The sequence below is a fragment of the Blautia pseudococcoides genome, from assembly GCF_001689125.2.
Lineage (GTDB): Bacteria > Bacillota > Clostridia > Lachnospirales > Lachnospiraceae > Blautia > Blautia pseudococcoides.
The window spans coordinates 3,311,919-3,327,674 of the sequence record NZ_CP015405.2 but is presented as its reverse complement, the minus strand read 5'-3'; the positions used below and the strand labels follow the sequence as shown (position 1 = coordinate 3,327,674).

The following is a 15,756-nucleotide window of genomic DNA, read 5'->3' as shown; positions in this document are numbered from 1 at the left end:
TAGTTTTTACTTAGGAGGAACCGCAAGTATGCTGCATGCATTTTCCCGTTCAGAAGGATTAATAGGAAAAGAGGGACTGGAGATCCTTGCCGATTCCAAGGTCGCGGTGTTTGGCCTGGGCGGTGTGGGGTCCTATGTGGTGGAGGCACTGGCAAGAGCCGGTGTGGGGAACCTGATCTTGGTGGACCACGATGAAGTTGCAGTAACAAACCTGAACAGACAGCTGGTAGCGCTTCGTTCTACGATCGGAAGAAAAAAAGTACAGGTAGCAAAAGAGCGCATTGCTGATATCAATGAGGACGCAGTGGTTCATACCTATGAGACTTTTTTTTCTGCTGAGACAGTCAGTTTATTTGATTTTTCCAGTTATGATTATATTGTTGACGCAGTGGACACGGTCTCTGCCAAGATCCTTCTCATAGACAGGGCAAAGGCCTGCAACAAGCCGGTCATATCCTGTATGGGGACCGGAAACAAGCTGGATCCGTCCTGTTTTCAGATCGCGGATATTGCGAAAACCAGTGTATGTCCCTTGGCAAAGGTCATGCGGACGGAATTGAAAAAAAGAAAAATAAAGAAGGTTAAGGTGCTTTTTTCCACAGAGCTTGCGCCGAAAGAAAAAAAACGCCGGATGGGCCTAAAAGAGGAAAAGGTACAGACACAGGAGACCAGGCCGTCCACAGGAAGGCCGGTGCCCTCCAGTATATCCTTTGTTCCGGGTGTTGCCGGACTGATGATTGCCGGAGAGGTGATAAAAGATTTAATTGGGATGCGACAGAAGACAGACAGAAAATAAAATTTCTGTCTGAAACTGTTTTTGCTGTGTCATTTGGATTTATATAATATTATCAAAGCAAGAGGTAAGAGAGTGAATAAAAAAATAGAAAATGAGTTTTGTCAGTGTCTGGGCAGTGACAATGTCAATGTCTATGAACCAATGAAAAAGCATACAACATTTCGTATTGGAGGACCGGCGGAATATTACCTTCGTCCTCACAGCGTGGATGAACTGCGGAAGATTTTACATATCTGTAAAAGGGAGGATCTGCCGTTTTTCATTTTAGGAAATGGGAGCAATCTCCTTGTGAGCGACAAGGGGTATAAAGGTGTTGTCATTCAGCTCTGGAAGAATGTGAGTGAGATTGAAGTCAGTGGTCAGGTCATACGGGCTAAGGCGGGGGCCCTCCTCTCCAAAATCGCAGCGGTGGCTTTGGACCACAGTCTGGCCGGGTTTGCATTTGCAAGCGGTATTCCGGGAACCTTGGGAGGCGCTGTTGTTATGAATGCAGGTGCTTACGGGGGTGAGATGAAGGATGTCCTGGAGGAAGTCACAGTCATGGATGCAGAGGGCAGCGTGATATGCCTGAAGAGGGAAGAACTGAATCTGGGATACCGGACAAGTATCGTAAAAGAAAAAGGATATATTGTACTGGAAGCAGTGCTCAGATTGGATAAAGGTGAAGCATCCCACATTAAGGAACAGATGGATGACTTCAAAGAGCGCCGTACCAGCAAACAGCCGTTGGATATGCCAAGTGCAGGGAGTACCTTCAAGCGGCCTGAGGGGTATTTTGCAGGTAAACTGATCATGGATACAGGCCTTCGCGGGTTTCAGGTGGGCGGGGCACAGATTTCTGAGAAGCACTGCGGATTTGTTGTCAATACCGGAGATGCCACAGCTGAGGATGTGAAGAACCTGATAGAGGAAGTGCAAAGGAGAGTCAGGGAGAAGTTCGGCGTTACCCTGGAGCCGGAAGTGAAGTTCCTGGGCGAGTTTTAAAGTGGTTACCAGAGAGGATTTTATATGCGTTTTGTAATTGTAACGGGAATGTCAGGTGCCGGTAAGAGTACGGCTCTGAAGATGCTGGAAGACATGGAATATTTTTGTGTGGATAATCTCCCTATACTCTTAATAGAAAAATTTGCCCAGCTTGTAAAGGACGGAAGTTCGGGAGAGATCGAGCGTGTAGCTGTGGGCGTGGATATCAGAAGCGGCAAAGCCTTATCGGAACTGGAACACGTTTTGGAGCGGCTGCGTCTGCCGGGGTTCCTGCCTGAAATCCTTTTTTTGGATGCGGACGACAAGACTCTTGTAAAACGATACAAAGAGACACGGCGTTCCCATCCGCTTTCCGGCAACGGCAGGGTGGATGAAGGGATCAAGCTGGAGCGGTCCAGGCTGGCATTTCTGCGGGAATTTGCGGATTACATTCTGGATACCAGCCAGCTCCTTACCAGAGAGCTGAAGGAAGAGCTGGAGAAGATTTTTGTGGAGAACCAGAAGTTCAAGAACCTGATGATCACAGTCCTGTCCTTTGGGTTTAAGTACGGGATTCCCGGAGACTCTGACCTGGTGTTTGATGTAAGGTTTCTGCCGAACCCCTATTATATAGAAGGAATGCGTTTTCTAAGCGGCAACGACAAACCGGTCAGTGACTATGTGATGGGATTTGAACTGTCACAGGAGTTTTCCCATAAACTGGAGGATATGCTGCGCTTTCTGATTCCCAACTACATATCCGAAGGCAAATCCCAGCTTGTGATCGCCATCGGATGTACAGGCGGCAAGCACCGCAGTGTGACGCTGGCCAATGAGCTTTACAGACGGCTGAAAAAGTCAGAAGAATACGGAATACGGATCGAACATAGAGATATAGAAAAGGATGCGAAGAAATGTCATTCTCCGGAAGCGTAAAACGGGAGCTGGAGCGCTTGGTCAGCCCTGCACGGCATTGCCAGATAGCAGAGCTTTCGGCCATTTTCAGTTTTTGCGGTGAGATACAGAGGACAGAGAAAGGCGATGCGTTTCTCTGTTTTTCTACAGAAAATGAAAGTGTTATAAGAAAGTGCTTTACTTTATTGCAAAAAACATTTAAAATAGATAGAGAAATTTCTATAGATAAACGTTTAATAAAAAGAAACAACAGATTTGTGATTGAAGTACGAGGTCAGGAAGATACCGTGAGAATTTTGCAGGCAGCAAAGTATCTGACCGCAGACAGGCAGCCAATGCCTTGTGCTGCTCTTGTGAACCCTCTGGTTGTCCAGAAGAGCTGCTGCAGGAGAGCATTTTTGCGGGGGGCATTTTTATGTGCCGGATCCATCAGTGACCCAGAGAAGTTTTATCACTTTGAAATCGTGTGTTCCACATTGTCAAAAGCTCAGCAGCTTCAGGAACTGGTGCAATCCTTTGAAGTGGATGCAAAAGTTGTAAGCCGCAAGAAGCACGAAGTTGTTTATGTAAAAGAAGGCGCACAGATCGTAGAAATTTTAGGCCTCATGGGGGCCAATGTATCCTTGATGAATCTTGAGAATGTCAGGATACTGAAAGAAATGCGCAACAGCGTGAACCGTAAGGTTAACTGCGAAACGGCGAATATTAACAAGACTGTAAATGCTGCAGTAAAACAAATGGAGGATATAGCCTATATCCGTGACACCATTGGGTTGGAACGGCTTCCGGATAATCTGGAAGAAATCGCACAGATAAGGCTGGAATATCCACAGGCTTCTTTGAAAGAACTTGGTATGTTATTGACACCGCCAGTGGGCAAATCAGGAGTCAATCACAGACTGCGGAAGATTGGCAGCATAGCAGAGGAGCTCAGAGGGAACAAGGAGGAACAGATATGATCAGTAAACCAATTACCATCGGTATTTCAAACGGCTTGGAAGCAAGACCGATTGCATTACTCGTGCAGGTAGCTAGCCAGTATGCCAGCAATATCTATCTGGAGAGTCAGGAAAAGAAGGTAAATGCAAAGAGCATCATGGGTATGATGAGTTTGGGATTAGACGCTGGTGAGAGCGTGACTGTATCAGTTGAAGGCGAAGACGAAGTCGAAGCTATGAAAAGTATCGAGGAATATTTGAGCAACAAATAAATATGGAACATTTAAGGAAAAAAGAGCAGATATGAAAAAGAGAGGCCGTCCTGGATGAGGGGCGGCCTTTTTTACGGCGCACAAATTGCAGGAGATATAAAAGATGGAGAGAGAAAAAAATACCGGAATTATGAGGGTCCGGATGCTGGGTGGTTTTTCTATTTCTTATGAGGGGGCTGCCGTTGTTTTCGACAGGAGCAGCCCGGCAAAATTTGTCCAGTTGTTTCAGCTTCTTATGCTGCACCTGAAGGATGGGATAGGCAAGACAGAACTGATTGATAATCTTTATGGAAAAAATGGTGTGGAGAATGGAAACAGCAGCCTCAACAACACCATTTTCAGACTCCGCAGACAGCTCAAAAAAGCAGGTATGCCCGATGACCCCTACATCACCGTGCAGAGAGGTGTCTGCAGGTGGAATGAGCATATAAAGGCAGTTGTGGATGTCCATCAGATGGAGGCATTGATCGAGGAGGCACATACCGCAAGCGGTGAGAAGAAGGAGGAGCTTTTGAAGGAGGCTTGCAGTCTCTATAAAGGGGAATTCTTATCCACCGTCACCTCAGAGGCATGGGCAGTGATCGCAGGTGTAAAGTACAGGGACCTTTATTTCAATTGCCTGCGGGAGCTTTTTTCTATTTTGAAAAACCGGAGGGAATATGAGGGATTGTTGTATATCAGTACCCGGGCCGCTTCTATTTATCCTTATGAGGAGTGGCAGCTTTGGCGGATCGACAGCCTGCTGGCCCTATACCGGCATAAGGAGGCGCTGAAGGTCTATGAGGAGACAGCGTCCCTGTATTTTAACGAGTTTGGGCTGACACCATCGGATAAAATGCAGGAGCGTTTTCATGCTATGAGCAGCCAGATCCAGGGCGTTACCTCTGATATGAGGGAGATACGCAAAGTATTAAAGGAAAAGACAAAAGGGAAAGGGGCTTACTTCTGCTCCCTGCCCAGTTTTATTGATATATACAGGATCATTGTGCGCATGACAGAGAGAACGGGGATGTCGGTTTTTCTCATGTTATGCACATTGACAGACAATGCGGGAACCCCCATTGAAAATGAGGAGAAGATCAGTAAGGCAGCGGAAAAATTTCAGACTGCCATTAAACTGTCACTGCGCAGGGGGGATTTATATACCCGGTACAGTTCGTGCCAGTTTCTGGTCATGCTTCCGGGCATTACGCAGGAAAACTGTTTCCGCGTGGCGGAACGTATCAGCCGTCTGTTCAAAGATGCAGGGGGCGGAAACAACCGGATCAAATGTTATGTCAGTTCCCTTATTGATGTATATGAGGAGTTGGAGGATTTTGCCCACGGTTTTTCCTCCCCTGGAAACTGGTTTAAGTAAAGGCATACAACTAAAAAACTTGTACCCTTCCTGTGAATACAACTTGTAAAGATAACCGTACAAGCTCTATGATAAAAGAAAAATACCATATATGTGAAGAATAACAAGAGAAGACACTAACAGGAGGGTGATTTTATGAAAACAGGCAGAAATTACAAGTTTTGGTTTGCTACAGGTTCTCAGGATCTGTACGGGGATGAATGTCTTAGAAAAGTGGCTGAACATTCCAGGATCATCGTAGAGGAATTAAATAAATCGGGGATGCTTCCTTATGAAGTGATCCTGAAACCGACTTTGATCACAAATGAAATAATCAGAAAAACATTCAATGAGGCAAATGCAGATGAAGAATGCGCAGGTGTTATCACATGGATGCACACTTTTTCACCGGCTAAGTCCTGGATCCTGGGTCTGCAGGAGTACAGAAAACCGCTGATGCATCTGCATACACAGTTTAATCAGGAGATCCCTTACGATACCATTGATATGGATTTCATGAATGAAAACCAGTCCGCTCACGGAGACCGGGAGTATGGCCATATTGTGTCCCGCATGGAAATTGAGCGTAAAGTGGTGGTCGGCCATTGGAGTGACAAAAAGGTACTGGGAAAAATTGCGTCCTGGATGCGTACAGCAGTGGGTATCATGGAAAGCAGCCATATCCGTGTCATGAGAATTGCAGATAACATGAGAAATGTAGCTGTGACAGAAGGTGACAAGGTAGAGGCCCAGATTAAATTCGGCTGGGAAATTGACGCTTATCCGGTGAACGAGATCGCAGAGGCAGTGCAGGCTGTGTCAAAAGGTGATACGGACGCGCTGGTGGAAGAGTATTATGACAAATATGAGATCCTTCTGGAGGGAAGAGACCCGGAGGAGTTCAGACGTCATGTGGCAGTCCAGGCTCAGATTGAGATTGGATTTGAAAGGTTCCTGGAGGAAAAGAATTATCAGGCCATTGTCACCCATTTTGGCGATTTAGGCTCACTGAAACAGCTTCCGGGACTGGCAATTCAGAGGCTGATGGAAAAAGGATACGGATTCGGCGGGGAAGGTGACTGGAAGACAGCCGCCATGGTTCGTCTGATGAAGATCATGACAGCCGGGATGGAAGGCGCCAAGGGTACTTCTTTCATGGAGGATTATACTTATAATCTGGTTCCGGGCAAGGAAGGGATTCTGCAGGCGCATATGCTGGAGGTATGCCCCACCATTTCTGAGGGTCCGGTCAGTATTAAGGTGAACCCTCTGAGTATGGGTGACAGGGAGGACCCGGCTCGTCTTGTGTTTACGGCTAAGACAGGTCCGGCCATAGCCGCTTCTTTGATTGATTTGGGGAATCGGTTCCGTCTGATCATTAATGATGTGGACTGCAAGAAGACGGAGAAGACTATGCCTAAGCTGCCGGTGGCTACGGCGTTCTGGACACCAAAGCCGGATCTGGCTACCGGTGCGGAAGCGTGGATTCTGGCCGGAGGAGCTCATCATACGGCGTTTTCTTATGATATCACGGCGGAACAGATGGGTGACTGGGCTGCGGCTATGGGAATTGAGGCGGTTTATATTGATGGGGATACTCGGATTCGGGAGTTTAAGAGGGATTTGCAGTTGGGGGGATTGTTTTTTCGGTAGAGTGAGTTAGAAGGGGGACGGCGGAACAGGGGATGAAAAAGGCATGAAAGAAAAAAAGATTTAAAAGATATAAAATAAACAAAGAGATATGGTGTTTGTCAGTGATGGTATTCCTTTTATGGAGGACTTGTCTGATAAATGCTATATCTCTTTTTTGGTGGATATTGGAGGGCGTTTTATTGGCGGGGGTGGTTGGCAGCGGTGGTGATCAGGCCTATCAGGAGGAAGAGGGCGGCGGCTGAGAAGTAGAGTATGGGGTAATGGTCGGAGAGGCGCCAGGACTCGTTTAAACCTGTGAAGGCATCTATTTGGTTGTTGGTGTAACGTTCTGCAAAGTAGAAGGCAAGGATAAAGCAGCCGGTTGTCAGGAAGGAGTTGGCGTGTGTCAGGACTCTGAGAAGGGCGGTGACTGCAAGGGCGGCCAGCCAGGCAAGGCCTATGGGGATGCCTAATTTTGTGACCCAGTATATGGGCTGGGGTATGTAGAAGTTGGCTGTGTATTCTGTGATGTATAGGAAGGGGATCAGCAGGATACAGATCACCAGGTAGGTGTGAAGGATGCGGTGTTTTCCGCCGAATATCAGGGTGTATCGTGCCAGATAGCCGAAGAGACAGCTTGCGGCTGCCAGCAGGGACCAGTTAAATTGCTGCTCCAGGGCGAAGTTTACGATGAAACAGGTTAAGACAGCAAGGATAAATGGGACTTTCTGGTTGATGGGGGTTGGAATGGAACTGGCCGTTGTGGAGGCCTTCCGGCGTCAACCCCGGGAAATTGTGTCCGGATATTTATCCTGGGAGAAAGGCTGGCAGCTTTCCTGCCGGAACCAATAAGTATAAAAATATGCAAATCCCAACCGCTCATAAAGTTTCCGTGCCCCCACATTGCCTTCCACAACCTGGAGATACGCTTCCGTGGCCCCTTCGTCGATGGCTGAATTTAAGATAGACCTGCATATAGACGCTCCTAAATGCTGCCGCCGGTATTCTTCCGCCACATGTATGGCGTATATCCCCACATGATCCCTGTCTAATATGCCAAGTCCTGTCCCTATGATCTTTCCCCCGTCATAAATGGACGCAAATATGGTGTCTTTCGGTATGGCCCTGTACATAGAGGGCACAATCTTTTTGTGTATCTCGTTTTCCGTTCCCTTTAAAGAAAACAGTCCATTCAGCCAATCCGGAGATATTTCCCGGCTTAAGAATACGGGCCTTGATGGTTTCTGCACCACGTACTTCTCCAGGTTCATGGTCATAACCTCTGTAGTGTGGGCAATGTGATACCCACGTTCCATAAGCTTTTGGTCAAAGGAACTGTCCATCAGGGGATTGATCTTAAAAATCGTGGGAGTTCCCCATCTTGCATAAATTTCCTCACAGTATGCGATTTTATCCATGAGTGGAATGGCAGACGGCCCGATCTGCTCCACACAGTTGGTCCTGTGGGTGTAAAAATAAGAAAACCGGAGAATCCATCCATCATAAATCTGCATCTGATGTGAGGGCCAGGCATTCAGGGAAAGGTCTTCGATAATTTTAATCTTGCTGTTCATCTGCGTTTCCGCCTTATCTTCATAAGATACCACAAGGGCATCTCTGTAATTTTATATCTCTTATTATATATAGATTACTCCCCAAAAGTCAAATATCTCCACCTTGGCATAGAATAAAACATACTGTAAAATGAAAAAGTATCTCATTATGGGAAAATCTGCATTTTTTTAGCTGGCAGAGAGGACCGCCCCATGATGTACAGATATGATCCGGACAGCAAAGACAAAGGAGGAGAAGAGAGAGATTTTGAATAAAAGACTGCAGAGACTGGGGATTGGCAGACGGATGCTTATGCTTCTTTTAGGTGTTTCCCTGGTCCCGATCATATTTGTCCTGCTGATCTCTTACAGACAGAGCGCAGCTACCATAACCAGGCAGACCGGAGAGCTGATTGAAGCCAACCTGGAACAATCCTCCGGAAACGTACAGAATTTTCTGGATACCTTTGAGAATCTGATCCAGGATATCTATACGGACCAGACATATGTGGATAACCTGAAGCCTATTAATATCTGGGACAGCAGCAGATTTTACCTGGCAAAACATAAGATAGAGGAAAATCTGCAGAATATTGTATACATAAATAAAAACATACTGGGGATAGCTGTCACCGGCATTTACGGGGATGTATGTTTTTATGACAGCATGACCTTGTCCGGTGCGGAGAGCTTCTGTTTTGACCTGGATAATATCAGAAACAATGAGATGGTTAAACAGGCCTATGCCGAGAAACAGACGGTCTATTCCAGGACGTATCATAAACTGGACACCAGATATGGGGAGAAAGATTATTTTTATGTGGCGCATCAGCTCACAGACTTTAATGATTACCAAGAGGGGCCTGTGGGATGTATCCTGCTGTGTGTGGATGAGAAGGCGCTGTGCGACGTGTACAGGCAGGGCAGCACAAAGTCAAACATTACGTTCGTTGTGAACCGGTACGGGGATATTATTTCCTACCCGGAGGGGAATTACGGGGAGAGGAATATATTTGCCGGGGAGGAGAAAAAGGAGCGGGGGAAGAAGGAAATAGAGCAGGCAGCCCAGAAATTTGTGGAGGACAACCGGTATCCCGGGGGCGCAAGCCTGTCTGTGCGCAGCAAAGGGGTACAGAATCAGGAGTTTTATGTGGTGAATGTGCGGGATTTGAATTATGTGCTGAAAGACCTTCATAACCTGGCCTTTCTCATTGTGCTGGTGGGCCTTCTGGCAGGTGTGATCTGTGTGCTGATAGCGGTCTCTTTCTCAAAAGAGATGGACCGTTCTGTAAAACCGATTCTGAATGCCATGGATAAGGCCAACAATGGGGATATGGATGTGCAGGTCCCGGAGGAGGGCATGGATGAGTTTGCAAGGATCGGCAGACACTTCAACAGTATGCTCCGGCAGATCCGCTCGTCCAATGAGCAGGAAAAAGAAGCCCTTGTACGGGAAAAATATGCGGAGATAAAATCCCTGGAAGCACAGATAAACCCCCATTTTCTGTACAATACCCTGGATGCCATCAACTGGGTCGCCATTGACCGGAAAGAGTACAGCATCAGTAAAATGCTCACCAGCCTGGCTCTGATCCTCAGGTACAGCATCCACAAAAGCAATGAGATCGTGGAGATCCGGGATGAACTGGAATACCTGAAAAAGTATGTGTATCTGCAGCAGCAGAGATTTGAATATTCTTTTATCTGTACCGTGGAGGCTGACGAGAATCTGATGAAGTGCAGGATTCATAAGCTGTTGATACAGCCCCTTCTGGAAAACACCTTAGTCCACGGCTTTCCGGGAAATACGGGCATGGATGAGATCAATATCTGTCTGACAAAAGCAGGGGAACACAAAATATCCATCGTGGTGAAAGATAACGGAAAAGGCATGAGGGAGGAACAGGCGGAGTACTTCAATCATTTTGATTATAAGAAAGAGCGCATAGAATCCAGTATCGGCGTGCGCAATGTCATAACCAGGATCAAGCTTTATTACGGGGAGCATGGAAGCTTCCATGTGGAAACAAGCCAGGAGGGGACTGTTATAACCATTCTGATTCCCTATGAGTAGGAGGTATACAATTTGAAGATAATAGTAGTAGAGGATGAACCGAAATCCAGAGAAGGAATCTTAAATATACTCGCCAGGAATACAGAGTATGAGGTGGCAGCAGTCTGCGGAAACGGAAAAGAAGGGCTTGAGGCAGTGAAAAAAATCAGGCCGGATCTGGTCATCTCTGACATTAAGATGCCGGTCATGGGCGGCCTGGAGATGCTGGAAAAAATCCTGGAGGAGGGAATCTCTGTCCAGGCCATTCTTCTTACAGGGTATTCTGAATTTGAGTATGCAAGAAGGGCACTAAAGCTTCAGGTGGTGGAATATGTGCTGAAGCCTCTGGAGGTGGAAGGATTTCTGGAGGTGCTGCAGAGGGCAGAGGGGAACATTAAGAAAAACAGGGTGGAGAAGGTCTCCGCGGAACAGCTTCTGTGGACGTATTTCACAGGTACGGATATGGACAGGCAGCAGACAGGGCCTATTCTCAGAGAGACCCTGCAGGTGGATGACAGGACGCAGATTTCTCTTTTCCTGATTTATCCGTGCAGTCTTGCCAATGAGACGGGAAGCGAGCTGCAGAAGCACACCACAGAACTGCTGGATTCCCTGTGCATGGAAAATTATTACGTCATGTCTCTGCCCAGACAGCAGGGATTTTTAGTGATGCTCACCGACACCGAGAGAAATAAAAACCTGTTCAAAATCTTCAAGACCAGAATTTACCACTCTCTCTGCCAGATCACGGAATGTCACTGCAGTTACGGGATACTTTACGGATTTACCGGGCTGAATGAAAGGCTGTCAGAGCTTAAGGATATGATGCAGTATGCATTTTCCCTGCCGGAGGAAACCATTCTGAGCCGGGAACTTGTGGATTCGGTTACATACAAAGAACTGGAATACCCGGATTATCTGGAACAGAGCATTTACAGGGAAATACGCAGCGGGCGCTATGAGAAAGTGCGCATGATCGGGGAACAGTTTGCCAAAACGGTCATAGACAGTGAGGGAAGGCCTGCCTGTATCCGGGATTATATCCTTAGGTTTGCGGCGGGGGTCCTTCGGGTGGCAGGGGAGACCAGGGGCAGTCTGGAAGCAGGGGAGGATACCTCTTATATCATGGAAAATATAGCCCGGAGCACTTCAAAAAGAGAGGTGAGGTATCAGTTTGAAAAGATCATGAATGCCGTTGCCAGCAGCAGGGAGACTCTTGATATTACAGAAAATGGCATGATACTCAATGTGATTGATTTCATCCGCAGCAATTATCAGAGAGAGATCACCTTGTCTGAGGCTGCTGAGGGGTGTTGTGTCACCCCGGAATATTTAAGCCGTATTTTCTGCAGGGAGACCGGGGTGAATTTTACCTCCTTTCTGCAGAATTTCCGGGTCAGCACAGCCAAGCGTCTGCTGCTCTCAGGAAATTATAAGGTATATGAGGTGGCGGAGATGGTGGGATTTCATGACCAGAAATATTTTGTGAAGGTATTTAAGAAGCTCTGCGGGGTCACACCCTCTGAATACAAAAGGGAGAATGCGAAATGAAAAAGAAATGGTGTTTTGCCGCCTTCTTTCTGTGTGTGGGCCTTGCAGCGGCGTTCCTCTTCTGGCAGGGGGAGGAGGGAAAAGAAGTACGGGAAACAGAGGAAGAGCAGAAAAAACAAATCTATGTGCTCTGTGCCTATGAGACAAAGCTGCATCAGCAGATCCTAAATGAGGTGGCAGAGTATTACTCAAAGCGCTCCGGATGTGCTGAGGTGCATATGGAGTTCATCCCGAAGGAGAATTTTAAAAAAGAGATCTGTCTCCGTATGGATAACGGAAAAACCGCGGATTTGATCATTTGTGACAACGGGATGATGCCTGCTTTGATCGACATGGGGGTGTTTGCGGATCTATCAGCGTATGTGGAAGCACAGTGTCAGGACAGCATGAACTTCCAGAAGCTGTGGAATACAACCATGGATGACGGAAAATATTATGGGATTCCCTTTACCTGCGACCCTTATGTACTGTTTTACAACCAGGATGTCTTTACGGAGAAAGGCCTGTCCGCTCCGGAAGACTGGGACGGGCTTTTAGATACCTGCAGCGCTCTGCAGGACAGCGTTGGGGACAAGTTTGGATTCGCAGCAAAGCGGCCGGAGGAGATTTACGCCTTTTACAGGGCACTGCTGTACGCCTGCGGGGGGAGCCTTAATACCATGGACCAGGAGGGCGGGGTTGAGGCAGCTGATATACTGGAGGAACTGAAAAGGAGCCGGTACATAGGAAAGCAGACCATTAACCTTACGGAAGCGGATGTAGCCCGCTCTTTTGCCGAGGGAAAAGTGCTGATGATGGCAAACAGGCTCAGTGCCTCCACCATTCTGCGCAGCTCCAGAATGGAATTTTCAGCAGGTATCATACCGCTTCCCGGCGATGTGAGGGAATCCCTGATGCTGTCAGGGGAGAATATCGGGGTGACAGAGTATGCGGACCGGGAAGCCTATCGTTTTCTCACCTACCTTTACCAGGATGATATTTAGGAAAGAATCTGCAACGCCATGGACACCCTGCCCGTAAAAGCAGCAGTGCCCTACCAGTCAAAACGCATAGGTCCGGATGAAGGCACCGGGTTTCTCAACCGTTACATTAATGAGGGATGGTGTGCGGAGACAAATAATTCCTGGTTTGAGATCGCCCAGCAGGTATCAGAGAGCCTTTATAACCTGCTGGAGGTCAGAGGGACCAAGCCGGAAGATACAGCAGAGGAACTTCAGAATGCGGTAAAACTCATTATAATAAAAAAACGTTAAGGGGTGGTCATAAATGCCCCCCTTTTTTAAATATATGGAATATACCCAACCGGGAAAAGATGATATTCTTGTTTCATCAAATAACACCGAAAAGGAGAGAACGAGTATGAAAATGAAAAAAGTGATGGGCCTGTTTCTGGTGGCTGTAATGGTTGCAGGGCTGACAGCCTGCGGAGGAGGAAACGACAAAGCAGCCCAGGCGGACGGCGGCGGCAAAGAGGAAGCGGACAGCGGAAAGAAAACCATTACCTTCTGTTTCAGGGATGACGGTCAGGGCGAGGACGGCGCGCTCTGGAAATGGATACAGGACGGATATGACACCTGGGATAAAAAAGATACGGTGGAATTGAATATTGCCCCAATCGTAGCGCAGGAGGGCGATTATTTCACAAAGGTGGCTCTCCAGCTTGCGGATAAAAAAACATGCCCGGACCTGGTTTGTGAGGATACCTTCCAGCTTCCAAATGATGTGAGCGCAGGCTATCTGACAAAATTGGATGATTATGTAAAGGATTATGAGGACTGGAATACATCCTACTATGATTCCATGAAAAAAGGCGTTACCGGCTCAGACGGTTCTGTATACGGCATTCCGTACTGTACAGATACAAGGGGCCTGTGGTACAACAGGGACATTCTGGCACAGGCCGGCGTGATCAGTGAAGGACAGGACTGGGAGCCGAAAAGCTGGAATGATATTCTGGATGCCTGCAAGGCTGTGAAGGAAAAATGCCCGGATGTAGTGCCGTTCTGGTGCAACTCCGGTGTGGCAACAGGTGAGGCAACCTCCATGCAGACATATGAAATGCTGCTCTACGGAACCGGAGAGAGGCTGCTGGATGATGATGATAAATGGATCGTAAAGAGCCAGGGCATTCTGGATTCCCTGTATTTCCTGCAGGATATCTACTCCAACGGATACGGGCCTGACCTCTCCCTTGTATTAAACGGACAGGCTTCCAACACATCCGCCAGAGAATATCTGCCGGAAGGCAAACTGGCTATCTCTCTTGACGGAAGCTGGGTTACAGGAAACTGGGCAGATACAGGCGCAGCACCGTGGCCGGAGGCTAAGGACGTGCTGGGATTCGCGGCTATGCCTACCTCTGAGGGACAAGACCCGGGAACCATTACACTGGCAGGGGGCTGGGCATTATCCGTTCCGGAGAATGCAGATGCCAAAGATGAGACTTTCGAGTTCATCAAACATCTTATGGACCCTGAAGTTTACACAGACGCTGTCATAGCACAGGGAAATATTGCCACCAGACAGGATGTAGCCACAGATGAAACATATTCCGCACAGCCATTTAAACAGATTGCTACAGAGTTCCTGGAGAGCGCTGATTTCAGACCGCAGAATGATAAATACTCCACTGTCACCACCAGCATTCAGACTATGGTGGAATCCGTGGTATCCGGCACATCTCCGGAAGATGCCATGACACAGTACGCTACCGATGTGGCACGTGCAGTGGGCGATGACAATGTAACTGAGAAATAAAAGGCTGTCCGGAGAAGATCCGGCATGATAAGCAACTGGGCGGTTTTGGCACCGTATAGTGCCGCCGCCCATATTTTTTCACGATTGAAGGGAGGGTGCTTTATGGCAAGACCAAGCCGTGCGTATGTCATAAAAGATGAGGCCAAAAAATCTATTCTGCTGCTTCCGGCAGTGCTGCTGCTTTTATGCTTTTTTATCATACCGATCGTACTGACCGTATATTATTCCTTTACCAATCTGGCACTGAGCGGTGCCAATGCCAAGAATGTGGAATTTATCGGTTTTGAAAATTATAAGAGAATGCTCACAGACCCCAGTACCATGACCAGCATCAAAAACACACTGCTCTTTTTGGTGGGCAGCCTTTTGGGGCAGAGTGTTCTGGGATTTTTGATCGCCTATTTCATGAAAGGAAAACCCAAGGGACTGCGAAGCTTTGTGGGACCCTGTATCCTGGCGGGATGGGTTATGCCGGAGATTGTGGTTGCCCTGTGCTGTATGGCATTTTTTAAGGATAACGGAACCATGAACATGATTCTGGGGGCTGTACATATTCCGGCAGTTTCCTGGCTGTTCAAGCATCCTATGATGACCGTGGTGATCGCCAACGTGTGGCACGGAACTGCGTTTTCCATGCTGAACTTTCAGTCAGCTCTTGACAACGTGTCAGGGGATATTGAGGAGGCAGCCAGGGTGGACGGTGCCAATCGTTTCCAGACACTTATCCGCATTATTGTGCCCTGCATCAAGGACACCATTGCAACCAATACCATGCTGAACACGCTGTCCACACTGGGCGTTTTCGGTCTGATCTATGCTATGACAGGAGGAGGGCCGGGTTCCTCAACCACAACCCTTCCTATATTCATGTATAATCAGGGGCTGAAAGGGCTGCAGTTAGGCTACGGTACCGCGATCGGTATGCTGATATTGATCGTAGGCGCTGTGTGCAGTGTGATTTATACAAGAATTTTGAAGGACCAGTAAGGG

At 47.7% G+C, this 15,756-nt stretch carries 15 protein-coding genes; 13 read left to right on the top strand and 2 right to left on the bottom strand.

The genetic code is table 11. The features are described from left to right. Window positions 1–28 precede the first annotated feature (28 nt). From A4V09_RS15920 to araA, 7 genes are all read left to right on the top strand, one after another. Window positions 29–796: a tRNA threonylcarbamoyladenosine dehydratase gene (locus A4V09_RS15920; protein ID WP_065543207.1), complete on the top strand. Its 768-nt coding sequence runs from the start codon at window positions 29–31 to the stop codon at window positions 794–796. A 72-nt stretch (window positions 797–868) separates the two neighbouring features. Then, window positions 869–1,780: a UDP-N-acetylmuramate dehydrogenase gene (gene murB, locus A4V09_RS15915; RefSeq protein ID WP_065543206.1), complete on the top strand. Its 912-nt coding sequence runs from the start codon at window positions 869–871 to the stop codon at window positions 1,778–1,780. A gap of 24 nt (window positions 1,781–1,804) precedes the next feature. Next, complete coding sequence (rapZ, locus tag A4V09_RS15910; protein WP_065543205.1) at window positions 1,805–2,695, top strand: RNase adapter RapZ; 891 nt, start codon at window positions 1,805–1,807, stop codon at window positions 2,693–2,695. Beyond that, window positions 2,674–3,633, top strand: coding sequence for a DNA-binding protein WhiA (gene whiA, locus A4V09_RS15905; RefSeq protein WP_065543204.1), 960 nt, complete (start codon window positions 2,674–2,676; stop codon window positions 3,631–3,633). Before rapZ ends, whiA begins: the two co-directional genes overlap by 22 nt. Continuing rightward, the gene (locus A4V09_RS15900; protein WP_018597868.1) at window positions 3,630–3,884 is read left to right on the top strand and encodes an HPr family phosphocarrier protein; all 255 of its coding nucleotides are present in this window, start codon (window positions 3,630–3,632) and stop codon (window positions 3,882–3,884) included. Before whiA ends, A4V09_RS15900 begins: the two co-directional genes overlap by 4 nt. Window positions 3,885–3,987: 103 nt before the next feature. Further along, window positions 3,988–5,241, top strand: a complete 1,254-nt coding sequence (locus A4V09_RS15895; RefSeq protein WP_065543203.1) for an AfsR/SARP family transcriptional regulator — start codon at window positions 3,988–3,990, stop codon at window positions 5,239–5,241. A 135-nt stretch (window positions 5,242–5,376) separates the two neighbouring features. Beyond that, window positions 5,377–6,873, top strand: a complete 1,497-nt coding sequence (gene araA, locus A4V09_RS15890; RefSeq protein ID WP_065543202.1) for an L-arabinose isomerase — start codon at window positions 5,377–5,379, stop codon at window positions 6,871–6,873. Window positions 6,874–7,049: 176 nt separating this feature from the next. Here araA and A4V09_RS24555 read toward each other — a convergent pair whose 3' ends face one another. Next, entirely contained in the window at window positions 7,050–7,415 is a 366-nt protein-coding gene (locus A4V09_RS24555) for a hypothetical protein (RefSeq protein WP_157123511.1), read from the bottom strand. A gap of 216 nt (window positions 7,416–7,631) precedes the next feature. Further along, a complete protein-coding gene (locus A4V09_RS15885; protein ID WP_065543201.1) occupies window positions 7,632–8,426 on the bottom strand; it encodes a GNAT family N-acetyltransferase in 795 nt (264 codons plus the stop codon). 205 nt (window positions 8,427–8,631) lie between these two features. Here A4V09_RS15885 and A4V09_RS15880 point away from each other — a divergent pair, with 205 nt between their 5' ends. The 6 genes from A4V09_RS15880 to A4V09_RS15855 all read left to right on the top strand — a co-directional run bounded on the left by A4V09_RS15880 (window position 8,632) and on the right by A4V09_RS15855 (window position 15,753). Continuing rightward, window positions 8,632–10,479 carry a cache domain-containing sensor histidine kinase gene (locus A4V09_RS15880; RefSeq protein ID WP_242963854.1) on the top strand — a complete coding sequence of 616 codons (1,848 nt, stop codon included), beginning with the start codon at window positions 8,632–8,634 and terminating at the stop codon, window positions 10,477–10,479. A 12-nt stretch (window positions 10,480–10,491) separates the two neighbouring features. Continuing rightward, entirely contained in the window at window positions 10,492–12,009 is a 1,518-nt protein-coding gene (locus A4V09_RS15875) for a response regulator transcription factor (RefSeq protein WP_065543200.1), read from the top strand. Beyond that, entirely contained in the window at window positions 12,006–12,992 is a 987-nt protein-coding gene (locus A4V09_RS15870) for an ABC transporter substrate-binding protein (protein ID WP_065543199.1), read from the top strand. Before A4V09_RS15875 ends, A4V09_RS15870 begins: the two co-directional genes overlap by 4 nt. 18 nt (window positions 12,993–13,010) lie before the next feature. Further along, entirely contained in the window at window positions 13,011–13,262 is a 252-nt protein-coding gene (locus A4V09_RS15865; protein ID WP_065543198.1) for a hypothetical protein, read from the top strand. Between the two features lie 106 nt (window positions 13,263–13,368). Then, the gene (locus tag A4V09_RS15860; RefSeq protein ID WP_065544816.1) at window positions 13,369–14,766 is read left to right on the top strand and encodes an extracellular solute-binding protein; all 1,398 of its coding nucleotides are present in this window, start codon (window positions 13,369–13,371) and stop codon (window positions 14,764–14,766) included. A 102-nt stretch (window positions 14,767–14,868) separates the two neighbouring features. After that, on the top strand, window positions 14,869–15,753 hold the full coding sequence (locus tag A4V09_RS15855; RefSeq protein ID WP_065543197.1) for a carbohydrate ABC transporter permease: 885 nt from the start codon (window positions 14,869–14,871) through the stop codon (window positions 15,751–15,753). The last annotated feature ends 3 nt before the right edge of the window (window positions 15,754–15,756 follow it).

Excerpts from the sequence above, each read along its gene's own strand:
- A4V09_RS15920 (WP_065543207.1), top strand. The coding sequence starts at position 29 with ATGCTGCATGCATTTTCCCGTTCAGAAGGATTAATAGGAAAAGAGGGA.
- rapZ (WP_065543205.1), top strand. The coding sequence starts at position 1,805 with ATGCGTTTTGTAATTGTAACGGGAATGTCAGGTGCCGGTAAGAGTACG.
- whiA (WP_065543204.1), top strand. The coding sequence starts at position 2,674 with ATGTCATTCTCCGGAAGCGTAAAACGGGAGCTGGAGCGCTTGGTCAGC.
- A4V09_RS15900 (WP_018597868.1), top strand. The coding sequence starts at position 3,630 with ATGATCAGTAAACCAATTACCATCGGTATTTCAAACGGCTTGGAAGCA.
- A4V09_RS15895 (WP_065543203.1), top strand. The coding sequence starts at position 3,988 with ATGGAGAGAGAAAAAAATACCGGAATTATGAGGGTCCGGATGCTGGGT.
- araA (WP_065543202.1), top strand. The coding sequence starts at position 5,377 with ATGAAAACAGGCAGAAATTACAAGTTTTGGTTTGCTACAGGTTCTCAG.
- A4V09_RS15885 (WP_065543201.1), bottom strand. The coding sequence starts at position 8,426 with ATGAACAGCAAGATTAAAATTATCGAAGACCTTTCCCTGAATGCCTGG.
- A4V09_RS15880 (WP_242963854.1), top strand. The coding sequence starts at position 8,632 with ATGATCCGGACAGCAAAGACAAAGGAGGAGAAGAGAGAGATTTTGAAT.
- A4V09_RS15870 (WP_065543199.1), top strand. The coding sequence starts at position 12,006 with ATGAAAAAGAAATGGTGTTTTGCCGCCTTCTTTCTGTGTGTGGGCCTT.
- A4V09_RS15865 (WP_065543198.1), top strand. The coding sequence starts at position 13,011 with ATGGACACCCTGCCCGTAAAAGCAGCAGTGCCCTACCAGTCAAAACGC.
- A4V09_RS15860 (WP_065544816.1), top strand. The coding sequence starts at position 13,369 with ATGAAAATGAAAAAAGTGATGGGCCTGTTTCTGGTGGCTGTAATGGTT.
- A4V09_RS15855 (WP_065543197.1), top strand. The coding sequence starts at position 14,869 with ATGGCAAGACCAAGCCGTGCGTATGTCATAAAAGATGAGGCCAAAAAA.